Annotated in this window: 10 protein-coding genes, 1 other RNA gene and 1 pseudogene; 8 read left to right on the forward strand and 4 right to left on the reverse strand. The window is 47.5% G+C overall.

The window, feature by feature from the left end:
* Positions 1 to 23: 23 nt before the first annotated feature.
* Positions 24 to 617, reverse strand: coding sequence for a nucleotide exchange factor GrpE (gene grpE, locus KIF87_RS09480; RefSeq protein WP_023308880.1), 594 nt, complete (start codon positions 615 to 617; stop codon positions 24 to 26).
* A 122-nt stretch (positions 618 to 739) separates the two neighbouring features.
* Between grpE and nadK the strand changes: the two genes are divergently transcribed.
* The 3 genes from nadK (at position 740) to bamE (ending at position 3842) form a co-directional block, all read left to right on the forward strand.
* Positions 740 to 1618 (forward strand): NAD(+) kinase, encoded by an 879-nt coding sequence (gene nadK, locus KIF87_RS09485; RefSeq protein ID WP_008502500.1) that lies wholly within the window; start codon positions 740 to 742, stop codon positions 1616 to 1618.
* Between the two features lie 85 nt (positions 1619 to 1703).
* On the forward strand, positions 1704 to 3365 hold the full coding sequence (gene recN / locus KIF87_RS09490; RefSeq protein ID WP_213328586.1) for a DNA repair protein RecN: 1662 nt from the start codon (positions 1704 to 1706) through the stop codon (positions 3363 to 3365).
* Between the two features lie 138 nt (positions 3366 to 3503).
* Positions 3504 to 3842, forward strand: a complete 339-nt coding sequence (gene bamE, locus KIF87_RS09495; RefSeq protein WP_008502502.1) for an outer membrane protein assembly factor BamE — start codon at positions 3504 to 3506, stop codon at positions 3840 to 3842.
* 108 nt (positions 3843 to 3950) lie between these two features.
* Here the strand turns inward: bamE and KIF87_RS09500 are convergent, their stop codons facing one another.
* Together KIF87_RS09500 and KIF87_RS09505 are read right to left on the reverse strand one after the other, a co-directional pair.
* Positions 3951 to 4238 (reverse strand): RnfH family protein, encoded by a 288-nt coding sequence (locus tag KIF87_RS09500; RefSeq protein ID WP_023308884.1) that lies wholly within the window; start codon positions 4236 to 4238, stop codon positions 3951 to 3953.
* The gene (locus tag KIF87_RS09505) at positions 4228 to 4665 is read right to left on the reverse strand and encodes a type II toxin-antitoxin system RatA family toxin (RefSeq protein ID WP_024908332.1); all 438 of its coding nucleotides are present in this window, start codon (positions 4663 to 4665) and stop codon (positions 4228 to 4230) included. The genes KIF87_RS09500 and KIF87_RS09505 overlap by 11 nt, the downstream gene beginning before the upstream one ends.
* A 156-nt stretch (positions 4666 to 4821) precedes the next feature.
* Between KIF87_RS09505 and smpB the strand changes: the two genes are divergently transcribed.
* From smpB to KIF87_RS09520, 3 genes and pseudogenes are all read left to right on the forward strand, one after another.
* On the forward strand, positions 4822 to 5304 hold the full coding sequence (gene smpB / locus KIF87_RS09510) for an SsrA-binding protein SmpB (RefSeq protein WP_008502505.1): 483 nt from the start codon (positions 4822 to 4824) through the stop codon (positions 5302 to 5304).
* A gap of 89 nt (positions 5305 to 5393) precedes the next feature.
* Positions 5394 to 5757: a transfer-messenger RNA gene (ssrA, locus tag KIF87_RS09515) on the forward strand.
* A gap of 203 nt (positions 5758 to 5960) precedes the next feature.
* Positions 5961 to 7185: pseudogene (locus tag KIF87_RS09520) on the forward strand (integrase domain-containing protein).
* A gap of 137 nt (positions 7186 to 7322) precedes the next feature.
* Here the strand turns inward: KIF87_RS09520 and KIF87_RS23265 are convergent.
* On the reverse strand, positions 7323 to 11069 hold the full coding sequence (locus KIF87_RS23265) for a hypothetical protein (RefSeq protein WP_249665860.1): 3747 nt from the start codon (positions 11067 to 11069) through the stop codon (positions 7323 to 7325).
* A gap of 367 nt (positions 11070 to 11436) precedes the next feature.
* On the opposite strand from KIF87_RS23265, the gene KIF87_RS23460 reads away from it, so the two are divergent.
* Together KIF87_RS23460 and KIF87_RS23465 are read left to right on the forward strand one after the other, a co-directional pair.
* A complete protein-coding gene (locus tag KIF87_RS23460; protein ID WP_349628218.1) occupies positions 11437 to 13185 on the forward strand; it encodes a hypothetical protein in 1749 nt (582 codons plus the stop codon).
* Between the two features lie 225 nt (positions 13186 to 13410).
* The gene (locus KIF87_RS23465; protein ID WP_349628219.1) at positions 13411 to 15288 is read left to right on the forward strand and encodes a hypothetical protein; all 1878 of its coding nucleotides are present in this window, start codon (positions 13411 to 13413) and stop codon (positions 15286 to 15288) included.
* The last annotated feature ends 28 nt before the right edge of the window (positions 15289 to 15316 follow it).

The following is a 15316-nucleotide window of genomic DNA, read 5'->3' on the forward strand; positions in this document are numbered from 1 at the left end:
CACCCGGCACTACGAATGGCAAATTACGCTTTCGCTTTCGCCACGGTCACCATCGCAGCGCGAATGGTACGGCCGTTCAGGGTGTAACCTTTCTGCATCACGCCCAGCACTTTACCGGCTTCCACCTCTTCGGACTCCACCATGGCAATCGCCTGGTGAACGTTTGGATCCAGCGGTACGTCGGTATCGGCAATCACTTCCACGCCAAACTTACGCACCACGTCGAGCATGGATTTCAGCGTCAGTTCGATACCTTCGATCATCGCCGCGTTGTCCGGATTCGCTTTGTCAGCCACTTCCAGCGCGCGATCGAGGCTATCAATTACCGGCAGCAGTTCGTTGACGAATTTCTCCAGCGCAAATTTATGCGCCTTCTCAACGTCCTGCTCGGTACGACGACGCAGGTTTTCCATTTCCGCCTTGATGCGCAGAACACCATCGCGTTCGCGATTCTGTGCTTCTACCAGCTGGGCTTCCAGATTCGCAATTTTTTCATCGCGCGGGTCCACCTGCTCAGCAGATGCGTCTGGCTCTACAGCCTCAACTTCATCGTGCTGTTCCGTGATAATTTCTTCAGGGGCTTGCCCCTCAGGCGTTTTCTGTTCTTTACTACTCATGAATTTCTCCGCGTTTTTCTGCATTCATCTCGCTAACTTCGCTTATTATGGGGATCAGTTTCCGGGATTCAAGGGAACAAGACAGATTGTCATCATTCATCAGGCACAAGGACCTCCAGAAAATGAATAATCATTTCAGGTGTATTGGGATAGTCGGGCATCCGCGTCACCCTACCGCACTAACGACACATGAAATGTTGTATCGCTGGTTGTGTAGCAAAGGCTATGAAGTGATGGTCGAGCAGCAGATTGCCCAGGAGCTGCAGCTCAAGAGCGTCAAAACCGGCACGCTGGCGGAAATTGGCCAACAGGCCGATCTCGCCGTGGTGGTGGGCGGCGACGGCAACATGCTCGGTGCGGCCCGCACGCTGGCGCGCTATGACATTAAGGTCATCGGCATCAACCGTGGCAATCTCGGCTTTTTAACCGACCTCGACCCGGACAATGCGCAACAGCAGCTGGCCGACGTGCTGGAAGGCCACTATATCAGTGAAAAACGCTTTTTACTGGAAGCGCAGGTATGCCAGCAGGACTGCCAGAAGCGCATCAGCACCGCGATTAACGAGGTGGTGCTGCACCCCGGTAAAGTGGCGCACATGATCGAGTTCGAAGTCTATATTGACGAAATTTTTGCCTTCTCCCAGCGTTCTGACGGGCTGATTATCTCCACCCCGACCGGCTCAACCGCCTACTCGCTTTCTGCCGGCGGCCCGATCCTGACGCCTTCGCTGGATGCCATCACCCTGGTGCCAATGTTCCCGCACACGCTCTCCGCCCGCCCGCTGGTTATCAACGGCGACAGCACGATACGTCTGCGCTTCTCGCACCGCCGTAACGACCTGGAGATCAGCTGCGACAGCCAGATAGCGCTGCCGATCCAGGAAGGTGAAGATGTCCTCATTCGTCGGTGTGATTACCACCTGAATCTAATTCATCCGAAAGATTACAGCTATTTCAACACATTAAGCTCGAAGCTTGGCTGGTCAAAAAAATTGTTCTGATTTTGCATCCAGTACTTTACTGTATAAAAAACCAGTTTATACTGTATGAAAACACAGTTATGGTTTTTCATACAGGAAAACAATTATGCTGGCACAACTGACCATCAGCAACTTTGCCATTGTTCGTGAGCTTGAGATCGATTTCCACAGCGGCATGACGGCGATCACCGGGGAAACCGGTGCAGGTAAATCCATTGCCATTGATGCCCTCGGCTTGTGCCTTGGCGGTCGCGCAGAGGGCGATATGGTGCGCATGGGCGCAAACCGTGCCGACCTGTGCGCCCGTTTCTCCCTGAAAGACACCCCTGCCGCCCAGCGCTGGCTGGAACAGAACCAGCTTGAAGATGGACGTGAGTGTTTACTTCGCCGCGTGATCAGCAGCGACGGTCGTTCACGTGGCTTTATCAACGGCACGGCGGTTCCGCTTTCCCAGCTTCGCGAACTCGGCCAGCTGCTTATCCAGATCCACGGCCAGCACGCGCATCAGCAACTCGTCAAACCTGAACAGCAGAAAGCGCTGCTGGATGGCTATGCGGGTGAGTACGCGCTTACTCAGCTTATGGCGGAGCACTATCGCCAGTGGCATCAGAGCTGCCGTGAACTTGCCCAGCACCAGCAGCAAAGCCAGGAGCGCGCCGCACGTGCGGAGCTGCTGGCGTACCAGCTTAAAGAGCTGAACGAATTCAACCCGCAGCCGGGTGAGTTTGAGCAAATCGACGAAGAGTACAAGCGTCTGGCAAACAGCGGTCACCTGCTCTCAACCAGTCAGTATGCGCTCAACCTGCTGGCGGATGGCGAAGACGTGAACCTGCAGAGCCAGCTATATAACGTCCGCCAGCTCATTACCGAACTGGTCGGCATGGACAACAAGCTTTCTGGCGTCCTGGATATGCTGGAAGAAGCGGCGATTCAGATCTCCGAAGCCAGCGACGAACTGCGCCATTACTGTGAACGTCTGGATCTCGACCCGAACCGTCTGTTTGAGCTTGAGCAGCGTATCTCCCGTCAGATTTCACTGGCGCGCAAGCACCACGTCACGCCGGAAGAGCTGCCGGGCTACTACCAGTCTCTGCTGGAAGAACAGCAGCAGCTTGACGATCAGGCTGACTCGCAGGAAACCCTCTCTCTGGCGGTGAACCTGCACCATGAACAGGCGCTGGCGACAGCGCAAAAGCTGCATGAAATCCGTCAGCATTACGCCCAGGAGTTAAGCCAGCACATCACCGACAGCATGCACACGCTGGCGATGCCGCACGGCGTCTTTACCATTGATGTTCGCTTTGAAGAGAACCACCTGACGGCGGAAGGTGCGGACCGCATCGAGTTCCGCGTCACCACTAACCCGGGGCAGCCGCTGCAGGCTATCTCCAAAGTGGCCTCCGGCGGTGAACTGTCGCGTATTGCACTGGCGATTCAGGTGATTACCGCGCGTAAAATGGAAACCCCGGCGCTGATTTTCGATGAAGTGGATGTCGGCATCAGCGGCCCAACGGCGGCGGTGGTGGGTAAACTGCTGCGCCAACTGGGCGAATCAACGCAGGTGATGTGTGTCACCCACCTGCCGCAGGTCGCGGGCTGTGGCCACCATCACTTTATCGTCAGCAAAGAAACCGACGGCGAAATGACCGAAACGCACATGAAGCCGCTGGATAAACGTGCGCGCCTGCAGGAGCTGGCACGCCTGCTCGGCGGCAGCGAAGTCACGCGTAACACGCTCGCGAACGCGAAAGAACTGCTGGCGGCATAAACTTTTTCGGGATCTCAGGGTCATACAGAACAACAAAAACGCCGCCAGACCGGTTTCAAAGTGGGGCAAGGTCTATTATCATCGGCATATTACATATGAGCCGCGTTCTGCTCGGGCCCGAAAAGGAATCAAATCACTATGCGTTGTAAAATGCTGACCGCTGCCGCAGCGGTTCTTCTGATGTTGACCGCAGGCTGTTCCACTCTGGAGAAAGTGGTTTACCGTCCTGACATCAACCAGGGGAACTACCTTACCCCTAACGATGTGTCCAAAATCCGTGTGGGGATGACACAACAGCAGGTCGCTTATGCACTGGGAACCCCGATGATGTCCGATCCGTTCGGCACTAACACCTGGTTCTATGTATTCCGTCAGAAGCCGGGCCACGAAGATGCGACCCAGCAGACCCTGACGCTGACCTTCAGCAGCGCCGGTGTGTTGACCAACATCGACAACAAGCCTGCCCTGACCAAATAATCAGAAGTCAGAAATGCAAAAAGGTGCTCATTGAGCACCTTTTTTGTATCTGAATTCTTGCGCAGAATCGTAGCCCCGGTAAGCGAAGCGCCACCGGGGGAGAAAGCGCTACTTACCCGCCTTCTCCGCACGCTGACGACGCAGCTCTTTCGGGTCGGCAATCAGCGGACGATAAATCTCCACCCGATCGCCCTCTTTCAGCACATCACCCAGCTTCACCGGACGGCTGTAAATCCCGACCTTATTCTTCGCCAGGTCGATATCGCTGCGAAGCTCAAGGATGCCGGACGCGCGGATAGCTGCCTCAACGGTTGCCCCCTCTTCCAGCGTCACGCGCTGCAGATACTGCTTCTCCGGCAGCGCGTACACCACTTCTACAGCAATCTTATGCGACACTGTAAACCTCTTTGGCGCGGGTGGTGAACGCCTGAACCATATTGGATGCCAGCTCTTTAAAGATGCGGCCAAACGCCAGCTCAATCAGCTTATTGGTAAATTCAAAGTCCAGCTGAAACTCGATGCGACAGGCGTCAGCGCTCAGCGGCGTAAACTTCCAGCCCCCCATCAGGGTTTTAAACGGACCATCCACCAGATGCATCAAAATACTCTGATTGCTGGTCAGCGTATTGCGGGTGGTGAACGTCTTGCTGATCCCCGCTTTGGAGACATCCACCGCCGCAGTCATCTGCGTCGGGCCGGACTCCAGAACGCGGCTCCCGGTGCATCCCGGAATAAATTCTGGATAAGACTGAACATCGTTCACTAACTGATACATTTGTTCCGCGCTGTAAGGCACGAGCGCAGTACGGCTAATCTGAGGCATAGCATTTCCCATGGTCACACAACGGACAAATAATAACATTTATCACCTGTTAAAAAAACGCTAAGCCTCATCTCGTGCTAAGATAGCGCGTTAGACCTCACAGGACGCAATGAGGTGACTTTTTGAAATCAGATTACCGACGGCTTTACGACACTTATGACGAAGAAAAAAGCACATAAACCAGGCTCGGCGACCATTGCGCTCAACAAGCGTGCTCGCCACGAGTATTTCATTGAAGAAGAATTCGAAGCTGGCCTTGCGTTGCAGGGCTGGGAAGTAAAATCGCTGCGCGCCGGGAAAGCCAACATTGGCGATAGCTACGTGATCCTGAAAGATGGCGAAGCCTTCCTGTTCGGCGCGAACTTTACGCCGCTGACCGTCGCCTCCTCGCACTACGTGTGTGACCCAACGCGCACCCGCAAGCTGCTGCTGAACAAGCGTGAGCTGGAATCTCTCTACGGACGCATCAACCGTGAAGGTTTCACCGTGGTCGCCCTGTCGCTGTACTGGAAAAACGCCTGGTGCAAAGTGAAAGTTGGCGTCGCGAAGGGTAAAAAACAGCACGACAAACGTACTGACCTGAAAGAGCGCGAGTGGCAGTTGGATAAAGCGCGCATCATGAAAAACGCAGGACGTTGATTCTGCACACTTATTGTACTATTCAATAAGTTAGCGTTCCGGGCTGGTATCCAGGAAGTGAAATCTGGTATACTCAGTTCAACACTATTGGGGCTGATTCTGGATTCGACGGGATTTGCGAAACCCAAGGTGCATGCCGAGGGGCGGTTTGCCTCGTTAAAAGCCGCAAAAAAATAGTCGCAAACGACGAAAACTACGCTTTAGCAGCTTAATAACCTGCTCTGAGCCCTCTCTCCCTAGCTTCCGCTCTTAAGACGGGGATCAAAGAGAGGTCAAACCCAAAAGAGATCGCGTGGAAGCCCTGCCTGGGGTTGAAGCGTTAAAACTAATCAGGCTAGTTCGTTAGTGGCGTGTTTGTCCGCAGCTGGCGTGCGAATGTAAAGACAAACTAAGCATGTAGTACCGAGGATGTAGAAATTTCGGACGCGGGTTCAACTCCCGCCAGCTCCACCAAAATTCTCCATCGGTGATTACCAGAGTCATCCGATGAAGTCCTAAGAGCCCGCACGGCGCAAGCCCTGCGGGCTTTTTTGTGCCTCAATTTGTCCCGCGAAGTCTGAAGCCAACTAATTAAATCCGAACCTTATAGGCACCTTGTTAGGCACCTCATAAAGCTTTATTGTTTTTGAGGTGCCTAAAACTATGGAAACCCGGCAATGGCAAGACAAACCAAACCTCTATCCGTTAAGGAAATCGAATCTGCTGAACCCAAGGAAACGGACTACGTTCTCTATGATGGTGATGGCCTTGAGTTACTCATCAAATCCAGCGGGAGCAAAATCTGGCAGTTTCGCTACATTCGTCCTGTTACCAAGAAACGTGTGAAGAAGAGCATAGGCCCCTACCCGTCAGTTACCCTTGCCGATGCAAGAAACTATCGCGCAGAGTCTCGTTCTCTTCTGGCGAAACAAATCGACCCTCAGGAACATCAGCAAGAACAACTTCGCAGTTCGCTGGAAGCTAAAACCAATACTTTCCAGCTCGTGGCTGAACGTTGGTGGAATGTGAAGAAAGCCAGCGTGACCGAAGACTACGCAGAGGATATCTGGCGCTCTCTTGAGAGAGATGTTTTTCCTGCGATTGGCGACATTAGCGTTACAGATATTAAAGCTCACACGCTGGTTCAGGCCGTCCAACCGGTTCAGGCCAGAGGAGCACTGGAAACCGTTCGTCGCCTGTGCCAGCGCATTAATGAGGTCATGATCTATGCCCAAAACACAGGGCTGATTGATGCTGTTCCCAGCGTTAATATCGGTAAAGCCTTTGAGAAGCCGCAGAAGAAGAACATGCCAAGCATTCGACCGGATCAGCTACCTCAATTGATGCAGACGATGCGTACGGCCAGCATTAGCCTTTCAACACGATGCCTGTTCATGTGGCAACTTCTTACCATCACCCGCCCTGCCGAAGCGGCTGAAGCTCGTTGGGAAGAGGTAGACATGGAAGCGCGAGAGTGGAAGATTCCTGCAGCACGCATGAAAATGAACCGCGACCATACTGTTCCATTGTCAGATGAAGCAATTGCAATACTGGAGATGATGAAGCCGTTAAGTGGAAATCGAGAATTTATCTTTCCCAGCCGCATCAAGCCAACCAGCCGATGAACAGTCAAACCGTTAACGCATCGCTGAAACGCGCAGGGTTTGGTGGAGTGCTCGTTTCACACGGTTTGCGATCTATTGCCAGTACAGCCCTTAATGAACAAGGTTTTCCGCCTGATGTCATTGAGGCGGCACTTGCCCATGTGGATAAGAACGAAGTTCGTCGAGCGTACAACCGCAGCGACTATCTGGAGCAACGTGGTGGGCTGATTTTGTAATGGAAGCAGATCGCGGAAGCATGATTGAAGGTGGGATGAAAGGAATGCGGTTAGTTGGATGACTTGTCGTAGCTAAAACCCGTTCTGTTCTTGGGTGGGCTAACCTAGAGGTCTGCAAGATTAAAAAACGCAGAAAGAAGTTAAACCCTGCACTTAAGCAGGGTTTTTATGATTTATACTAATTTTTTTTTGCATCTTTCTAATTTAAATCAGCCTTGGCGGCTCGAATATCTGCGTGTTTTGCGGAGTACTCCCATTCGTCAGCGATTCTAAATAGCATTGCAGAAGTACGGACGCAGTGGGGCATTGAATTTGCCCATTCTCGGTACTGCTCAGCTAATTTCCTTTCTTGGTTTCCACCTTCGTAAAGCATACGAGTAAATACCCCTCTTTTATTGTACCTACCAATTTGTATACCTTGCTCTAACTCATCAGAAGATAATATTTCAATGATGTGCCGAATTGCTTCATGTGGCCAAGAATTATCTACTGAGCTATTAGGGGCATGTGCCAGAATTTTGCCTACTACATGATCAGTGATTTCTTGGCGATGATGCAATTTTGCTAAATGACGTACATTCTCACACCAATCTTCAAGTTTATCTTGATCAATTTCATTGTCTATCTGCCCAGGGAGTATTTGTAATTTTTCAAGTAATCTGTATATAGAAGTAGCTCTTTTAACTTCCAACTCCGATGGTTCTGTTTGTTCATCTTCGTCACTACGATATACAATACATATTGCTTCTATAAAAATCTCTGGCTTTTTCATCATTAGACGATGAAGGATAAGTGGCTCATCTCTATCCGGAAAACAAGGCAAGTAGGTCATTTCCTTAAATGCCAAATCTGTTTCAGAGACATCGCTACGTTGTTTAAGTTCATCAAAAACTTTTTTTACATAATACGATAGCATTGTATCAAATTGGATATCTTGGCTATTTATTTCTTTAACGACTATATCGAGTAGATATAAAAGTGTTGTAGATGGAATCTCAGAAAGGCGTTGGCTTGCTGATATAATAGCAGCAAGCCCCCGGCCCCTTTCTATATATTTATCCATAAGGACAAATAAATCTGAAGTTTTACCCATCATTGCAATAGGTTGTTTCTGCAACCAATATTTTTCTTTGATGTTATCCTCAAACCCTTCAATAACGTTCCATATCTCTTGTGAATCTCTTAACGATGCTAAGATTTTCCCAGCCCTATCAGGAGTAATTTCAAACTGTTTAAAACACACCTTTATTTTATTAAGCCATTCAGTACCAAAGCATTCAACACCATATTGCATTAACAACCCACATGCTTCATCAATATTTTTTTTGTTGTTAATAAGCATTACAAACAAATCATTTAGCTTTTCTTCATCCAACGAGAGTGCTGATATATGCTTTGCTGCAATAAAAACATTATTAACTTGTTGAAAAAGATCTTTCACCCCAAGCAAGCCTAAAGTAAAATATATTTCCCTAAGCTTTTCACTTCGCATTTCTTCGACAGAGGATAAAATCCCGCCAGCATTTTCAATTGACTCTTCAATATCAGAACCCCAATCATTGAATATCCATAAACTGGCTCTAACCATGTCATTTGGTTTATAATCATCGAGTATTTTCGCAATTTTCTCCATAGACTCAACTTTAAAGGCCCAGTTCGCATCTGAATATTTTTTATGGCGAGAATACTCATGACGCAAAGCCTCCCATACGATGAACTGATCCTCATCAGTTTGTTTAGAAAGGCAAAATTCAAGATGAGCAAGTGTTTCATCTATTGCATTTTCAGGGAATGAGCTTAAATGAGAGATTAGGATTTTCCATCTTGTTGGGAGTATACCTGCAAGTTTAATTGCTTCTTGGATAATAAAGAGTTGTCCCTCCCAAACAACGCCCCACGTTAGTTTTTCTACATCTTTATCCGACTCTCTGAACTTCATTTTTTGGTTTTGATCAGAGGTATCGTGGGAACGAGGAAGGAGATTTTGTAACAAACTCCACCCGATACCAGGAACAATAGTGATAATTTTTTTTATAATTGCATTTCTAACTTTTACTGGTGCCCATGTATTAGGAGACCATGCCAGAAAAATGGTTCTTAAACTATTAAGAGGGCGATCTGAGTAAGTTCCACCGGGATCTATTACAGCGAGTTTTGCAAGACAGATTGCAGCGCGTAATAAATATGTTTCTTCCCAAGCCAAGGCTTCCAATGCCCATTTTAATCCATGATAATGACTTCGAGGAGTTAACAGCCCTTTATCTTCATTGAATATTGGAGCAATCATTTCCCCATTGCCCTTAAGCAATTGCTCAAGGGCATAAAGGAAAGGGCCCGGGGCAGCTTCTGCCAGCAGTGGAAGTTGATCCCGCAAACTAACAAAAAGTCGATGGTCGTTAGCAAGTCCTGGAATACTCTGAACTATTTTATTAACAAAATCTTGGGGTGTCATACCAGTAACCCGGAATTCGGCCTGTTCATGTAGTATTGCCATATGTAGCAAAACTGTTGTCATTCCATTACGTAACCACGAGCTATAAGACGTTTTAATAACATTGTCAGGAACAAACAGATCTTCGGCCTTTGGAGATTCAGGAATATAGGAAAAAACCTCTCTTACAGCCTTCTCAAAGCGCTCCAAGTGTTCTTCACCCAGTAAATAGCCTAAATGTACAAAAGCATCTACCGACGAACGCAATGACCAAATATCATCCACTCGATCAATTGGAGAATCGCGACGTTTTGTTAATAGTCTTAATGGATTTTCAACTTGAGAATAGTCTGTATAGCCAGCTAGTTGCTTGAGAATTAACTTATCTTTCTCTGAACATGTACTCCATGCACCAGCTAATAAAGCAGGGAGCAATTCAGGGTTGTCTTTCCATTCAGGTGATTCAGCCGTGCTACTTGATATCTGGCGAGCCAAAACAGACAAACTTCGGCCACACTGCCGCGCCATTTGATAACTTTTAGCTGAATCAAACCCCATGGTTTCAAGAGCCTTACCTAAAGATATGCTATCCGGGCGGATCAGAATTTCGTGATCAGTTCGTGTTTCATCGGCTCCGGCACTTACCACTGTGATAGATGATTGCTGTAATAAACCGGCTAAAACTCTTGCTCGATCACGTGGTAAGAAGATCATTCCTCTTTTTCCAGAAAGCTGTCTTGCAGCATAATCCGTATCAATAATTAGTGCTCGACTTTGAAAGGAACGTCTAAGTTCCGCTTCAGTGGTTCTGATAGCTGCAATCGCAAAAGCAATAACCTCATCTGGAGAATCTGCAGCTAAAGATATTTTTCGACCATTTTCTCGTAACTCATTCAAAAAACGCTCTTTTTGCTTTTCTCTCCCCGCCAGCAAGACTGCTTCAGTTAAAGGGGGACTAAATTTAGTGGAAAATTCATCCCAAAACTCCTTAATGCTTCTAACACCAACCTGTGGCATGAGCTCAAGATGGTAGCGAGCGTAGTAAGCCGCTACAGCAGGGCAAACACTGAGCCAATCTTCAAGCATAGAACCATCAATTAATTTGATATCTTTCCACTTACCACTACTGCGTTTCTCTTGTAGCCAGTCTTCAAGCTTTACCTTAGGATTATCCCATGTTCTTAATGAAGCGAAAACAAAAGTAGTCTTTAGACGTATCTCTGGAGCAACTTCGCGTGTTCTTTTTTCGTAATCAGAGTTAGCTTTATCAAGCAATTTTTCATTAACACCAAACTCCCAGAATGAATCGCCATCAGGAACATAGGGGCCCTCCCCCTCAGCTTTAAGTACACCGTCATAACCTCTAACCTGTCCCTTATCACCATTAGGAAATCTAATTTCAGTAATACTGTTAGCCGTTGCACGTATAAGATCAGCGATTAGTGCTGGAAAAATGACTTTTGCAGGAATAGAATCTGCCCATTGCTGAAGGTTAAGTGCTTTTATCCATTTCATATTTTTACCCTACCCAATAAAATTTTAAACAACCAAATCCAAAAAAAGAAAACCTAATATTAAAAAGTCATTTTTAGTGTACACAAAATGCTAACAAAGCTGTTAAAGAGTAAAAATCCGGGCTTATTTCTTGCTCTTAATCTTAAACATTAGCCTGTCCTTTGTTCATACCAGAACTTAGTTTCATACATACTGATAGTTCTACGTAAAAGTGGGTATGATCGACATCACAGTTCCGAGTCAGAACATCTTAACCAATTGAGGGGGATGGTTTTAATTGCAAATGTTCAGCGGACATCTCTTCCCTCATTGGTTAGACTAAGAGCCACTTTTTCTATGGTCGCAATATCTTTTATAGGGTTTAAAAGTGGCAATCTTTGACATTGAAAAGGACGAATTACTTCGGCTTTCCGATACTCAGCTAGAAGAGCTGATAGCTCGGCTAGCAGAAGCTGAAGTGGCAATGCATGGCCATAGCCCTGCATGTGTAAATTGGTCTGGTTCAATTACAGCCCCTGACGGAGGAATCGACATCCATGTTCAGGTTCCAGTTGATCAACTGAAAGCAGGCTTTCTTGTAAGACCTGATACGGTCTTTCAGGCAAAGAAACATAAGATGCCTAAGGCTGCAATTGAGAGGGAAATTGGCACCGGCAAAGCACTTTCTCCCATCATTTCTGAACAAGCCAGAAAGCAAGGCAGTTACATCATTGTCAGCCTGGGTGATGATTGCTCGCCGTCAGGAAAGAAGGATCGTCTCAAAGCGATGAGGGATGCAGTAAAAGATGATCCTAACGAAAGTTATCTTCATCTTGATTTCTACGACCGCTCCAAACTCATCCAATGGTTGCGCCAACATCCATCAGTCATGCTGTGGGTAAAAGCAAAGCTTGGGCAAGGGTATTCCGGTTGGCAACCCTACGGAGCCTGGAGCAATCCACCACAAGGTGTTACAGACACTTTAATCTCAGCCCCAGGCGTAACCATTACTTTACCATCGGGAAAGGGGCAAAAACTCAAAATTGATGAAGCAATTAACCCAATGCGAGCACTGATCCGTTCGACGAATAAGGCTGTTCGTATTACAGGATTGTCTGGTGTTGGGAAGACTCGAATCGTTCAGGCGCTCTTTGATGAAACTGTTGGAACAGATGCGCTTGACCGGACAGTAGCTATTTATGTTGATACTGGCTATGAGCCAGTACCGTCAGCTACAGCAATGCTTGATAACCTGCTCGCTGAAGGCCGACGAGCAATTATGATCCTTGATAATTGCCCATCAGAACTCCATGCTTCGCTTGCCAGCAAAGTATCATCCGCAGGGAAAGAAGTAAGTCTCATCACGATCGAGTACGACATTAGGGATGACAAACCACAGACAACTGAGGTCATCCACATTGAGACAGATGGTCCAGAGGTGGCAGAGCAACTTCTTATCCGTCGTTTCCCTTCTATTGGTCAGAATAATGCCCGTCGGATTGCAGAGTTCGCAGATGGGAATGCAAGAGTGGCTTTGGCTATAGCGGAAAGAGTGGAGGAAGGTGAGAGTTTAGCCCTACTTTCAGATGCGCAGTTGTTTAATCGCTTGTTTGAACAACGTAATCATCCCGACGGCCATTTACGGGAGCAAGCTGAAATATTGTCACTGGTGTATTCGTTCTCGATATCTAGTCCAGATGCAGCTACCGATGAACTGGAAATATTAGGTGCGCTCTCTGGTTATCCCAAAATACAGTTATTCAAAGCTGTTACGAAGTTGATGGAACGTCACGTTGTTCAGAAAAGATCCCACTGGAGAGCCATCCTTCCCCATGCCATTGCTAACAAGTTGGCAGCTTCTGCACTTAATAGTATTCCGATTGATCAACTTAGGACGACCTTTGAAGCTCCGGATCGGCAACGATTATTGATGTCGTTCGCGCACAGGTTGGGACTATTGCACAGCCATGCTGTGGCTAAAGAGATTGTTGAAGCTTGGTTACAGCCCGAAGGGCTGCTTGGAAAAATAATAGACCTAGATGGTGTATCGACACGCATTCTGAATTATGTCGCTCCAGTTGCCCCGGGAGCTTTGCTTGAGCGGATTGAAGAAACGCTTGTTACGTCTAATTTTTAGCATTTTAAATCACGCTACAACCCACAACGAACAGCAATTATCAAATTGTTGCAGTTACTTGCATATGAATCGAAATACTTTGAACGATGCATTAAGCTCTTAATCTGTATCGCAGACCAGGAAAGCGCGGGCAATAATTATGATTCGGCTCGAAATAAGATAAAGAGGTTTTTCCAACCGTATCTATCCGGTACCCATGCCTCTTTAGATCAACGTGTTGCGATCATGAATGAATGCATTGGTTCAAGTATGGCCGGACGTAGAGGGTTGGGGCTCGAAATGCTTGAAACTGCTCTCAGCGGACCATCGTGGACAGGATTCGGGATTAATGAGTTTGGTGCTCGGCCAAGAGATTATGGATTTCGGCCCAGCTACGATGAGCTTGTTGAGTGGCTAATCACCTTCATCGATATTTTGGTGAGATTAGGAACCTCAGGAGTGCCCGAGCTTGAAGACGATGCCAGGCGGATCTTGGCTGATAAATTTCGCTGGATTTGGCGTCATGAAGGAATAAGGTCAAAATTAATTGATGCGGCTCGCAAGCTACATGCCCATCGCCCTTGGGGTGAAGGCTGGAAAGCTGTCCGCTCAACAATTTACTTTTTCCATACAAAAAGAAAAGATAACGAAGACATAGAACCATTGCCGGAAATACTTGTGACATTGGAACGAGAATTAGAACCTAATGACTTGGTTCCGGCAGTCATGGCTTATGTACTCAGTAAGGGGCGCGATTTTTGGGCGCTAGATGCTGATTATGAACACCAAGGACCTAACAAATTCAGTGAAATCAGGAAAATACTTGGTGCCAAAGCTTTCAAGTTGGGACACGAATTTGCAGTATCTACCCATGGACTTGATGAGTTGTGCCCTAATCTTTTTTTGCGGGATGGAATGCCCTATCGCGTCGAATTTGGTAAAGGCTTAGCTAACGGGGCTCCTGACCTACGAATTTATTGGCAGCAACTAATCATTCAATTGGATCTACAACACAAATCTCAAAGTGATGTTTCGGTCATTCGAGGTTTCATTGAAGAGACTCATTCTATCGATTCAGCATTAGCGCAGGAACTGCTCGATCAGTGCGCACAACATTCCGAACTTCGATTCGAATTAGTCAACCTGCATCCTTGGCAGGAGTTTACTGAAATCGATCTGGATCGCTGCATGTCGCTTCTGGATGACTCTGACATACAGCCCCATATGTATGGGGCAATTCTGTGGGGTGAGCAATTCTCTAATTTGCCAGAAAGCAGGGTTCTCGAGCTTGCTCAAAGGCTGCTGAATAAACCGAATGGTGATGAAGTAGTATTGGAAGCACTGAGTATGAAATTAGCTGATAAAGGAGATGCTACGGATACACTAGGTCTTGCGCTACGAAAAATCGGACTTTCCGCTGCAATCCAGAGGTTCCGAAGAGATCACAACGATCTCGGCGGATATCTGGATTATGCAATGGAACGTGTTATCGATGCCACATTGCGCTTCGATGGCAACGAGGCTGAAAAGCTAGAATGGCTGAATACAATCTTCGCTGTTGTTGATGAGCATTTTGGCTACATTTTTTCTTCCGAAGACGCTATCGGTATCACCGCTGCATGGATGCCAAAAGAATTTCTCAGTCGCATTTTTGATGGTACGGATGTTCAACAACAGAGGCGGCTGCATTTCATCAATCATGATGATTCACATCAGTCTCCTATTGCGAAAATCGATGTAGATATTTTGATTGAATGGTGCGGGACCACTAAAGACCCTCAGGTATGGGCTTCAGTCGCTTCAGGTATTAATCTATGGTCAAAAGACGGGGAGCAAAGTCCTATTTGCTTGCAGGATGATGCTCTGAGATTTCTAGAAGCCTCACCCGAGCCACGAGCCGTCCTTGAGATCTTTGCCGAACACGTAGCACCTTCATCATGGTCCGGTAGTCGTGCGAACGTCATGCAACCCAGGGTTGAAGCGATAGGCCGGTTGGTCACCCACGAGCGTGCAGACATTTCTAAGTCGGCCAGAGCTGTATATGAAAAACTGACTAACTGGGTTGAAAAGGAAAAAGAACGTGAGCGATTGGAAGATGAGGCATTGGAACAACGGTTTGAATGAAGGCTAGTAACCGCCTTCACAGGAATTC

The sequence above is a fragment of the Enterobacter sp. 120016 genome, from assembly GCF_018383635.1.
GTDB lineage: Bacteria > Pseudomonadota > Gammaproteobacteria > Enterobacterales > Enterobacteriaceae > Enterobacter > Enterobacter asburiae_D.

What these genes read in the sequence shown, in the direction of transcription:
- nadK (WP_008502500.1), top strand. Translation starts at nt 740, where the DNA reads ATGAATAATCATTTCAGGTGTATTGGGATAGTCGGGCATCCGCGTCAC.
- KIF87_RS23265 (WP_249665860.1), bottom strand. Translation starts at nt 11,069, where the DNA reads ATGAAATGGATAAAAGCACTTAACCTTCAGCAATGGGCAGATTCTATT.
- bamE (WP_008502502.1), top strand. Translation starts at nt 3,504, where the DNA reads ATGCGTTGTAAAATGCTGACCGCTGCCGCAGCGGTTCTTCTGATGTTG.
- KIF87_RS09505 (WP_024908332.1), bottom strand. Translation starts at nt 4,665, where the DNA reads ATGCCTCAGATTAGCCGTACTGCGCTCGTGCCTTACAGCGCGGAACAA.
- grpE (WP_023308880.1), bottom strand. Translation starts at nt 617, where the DNA reads ATGAGTAGTAAAGAACAGAAAACGCCTGAGGGGCAAGCCCCTGAAGAA.
- smpB (WP_008502505.1), top strand. Translation starts at nt 4,822, where the DNA reads ATGACGAAGAAAAAAGCACATAAACCAGGCTCGGCGACCATTGCGCTC.
- recN (WP_213328586.1), top strand. Translation starts at nt 1,704, where the DNA reads ATGCTGGCACAACTGACCATCAGCAACTTTGCCATTGTTCGTGAGCTT.
- KIF87_RS23465 (WP_349628219.1), top strand. Translation starts at nt 13,411, where the DNA reads ATGAATGAATGCATTGGTTCAAGTATGGCCGGACGTAGAGGGTTGGGG.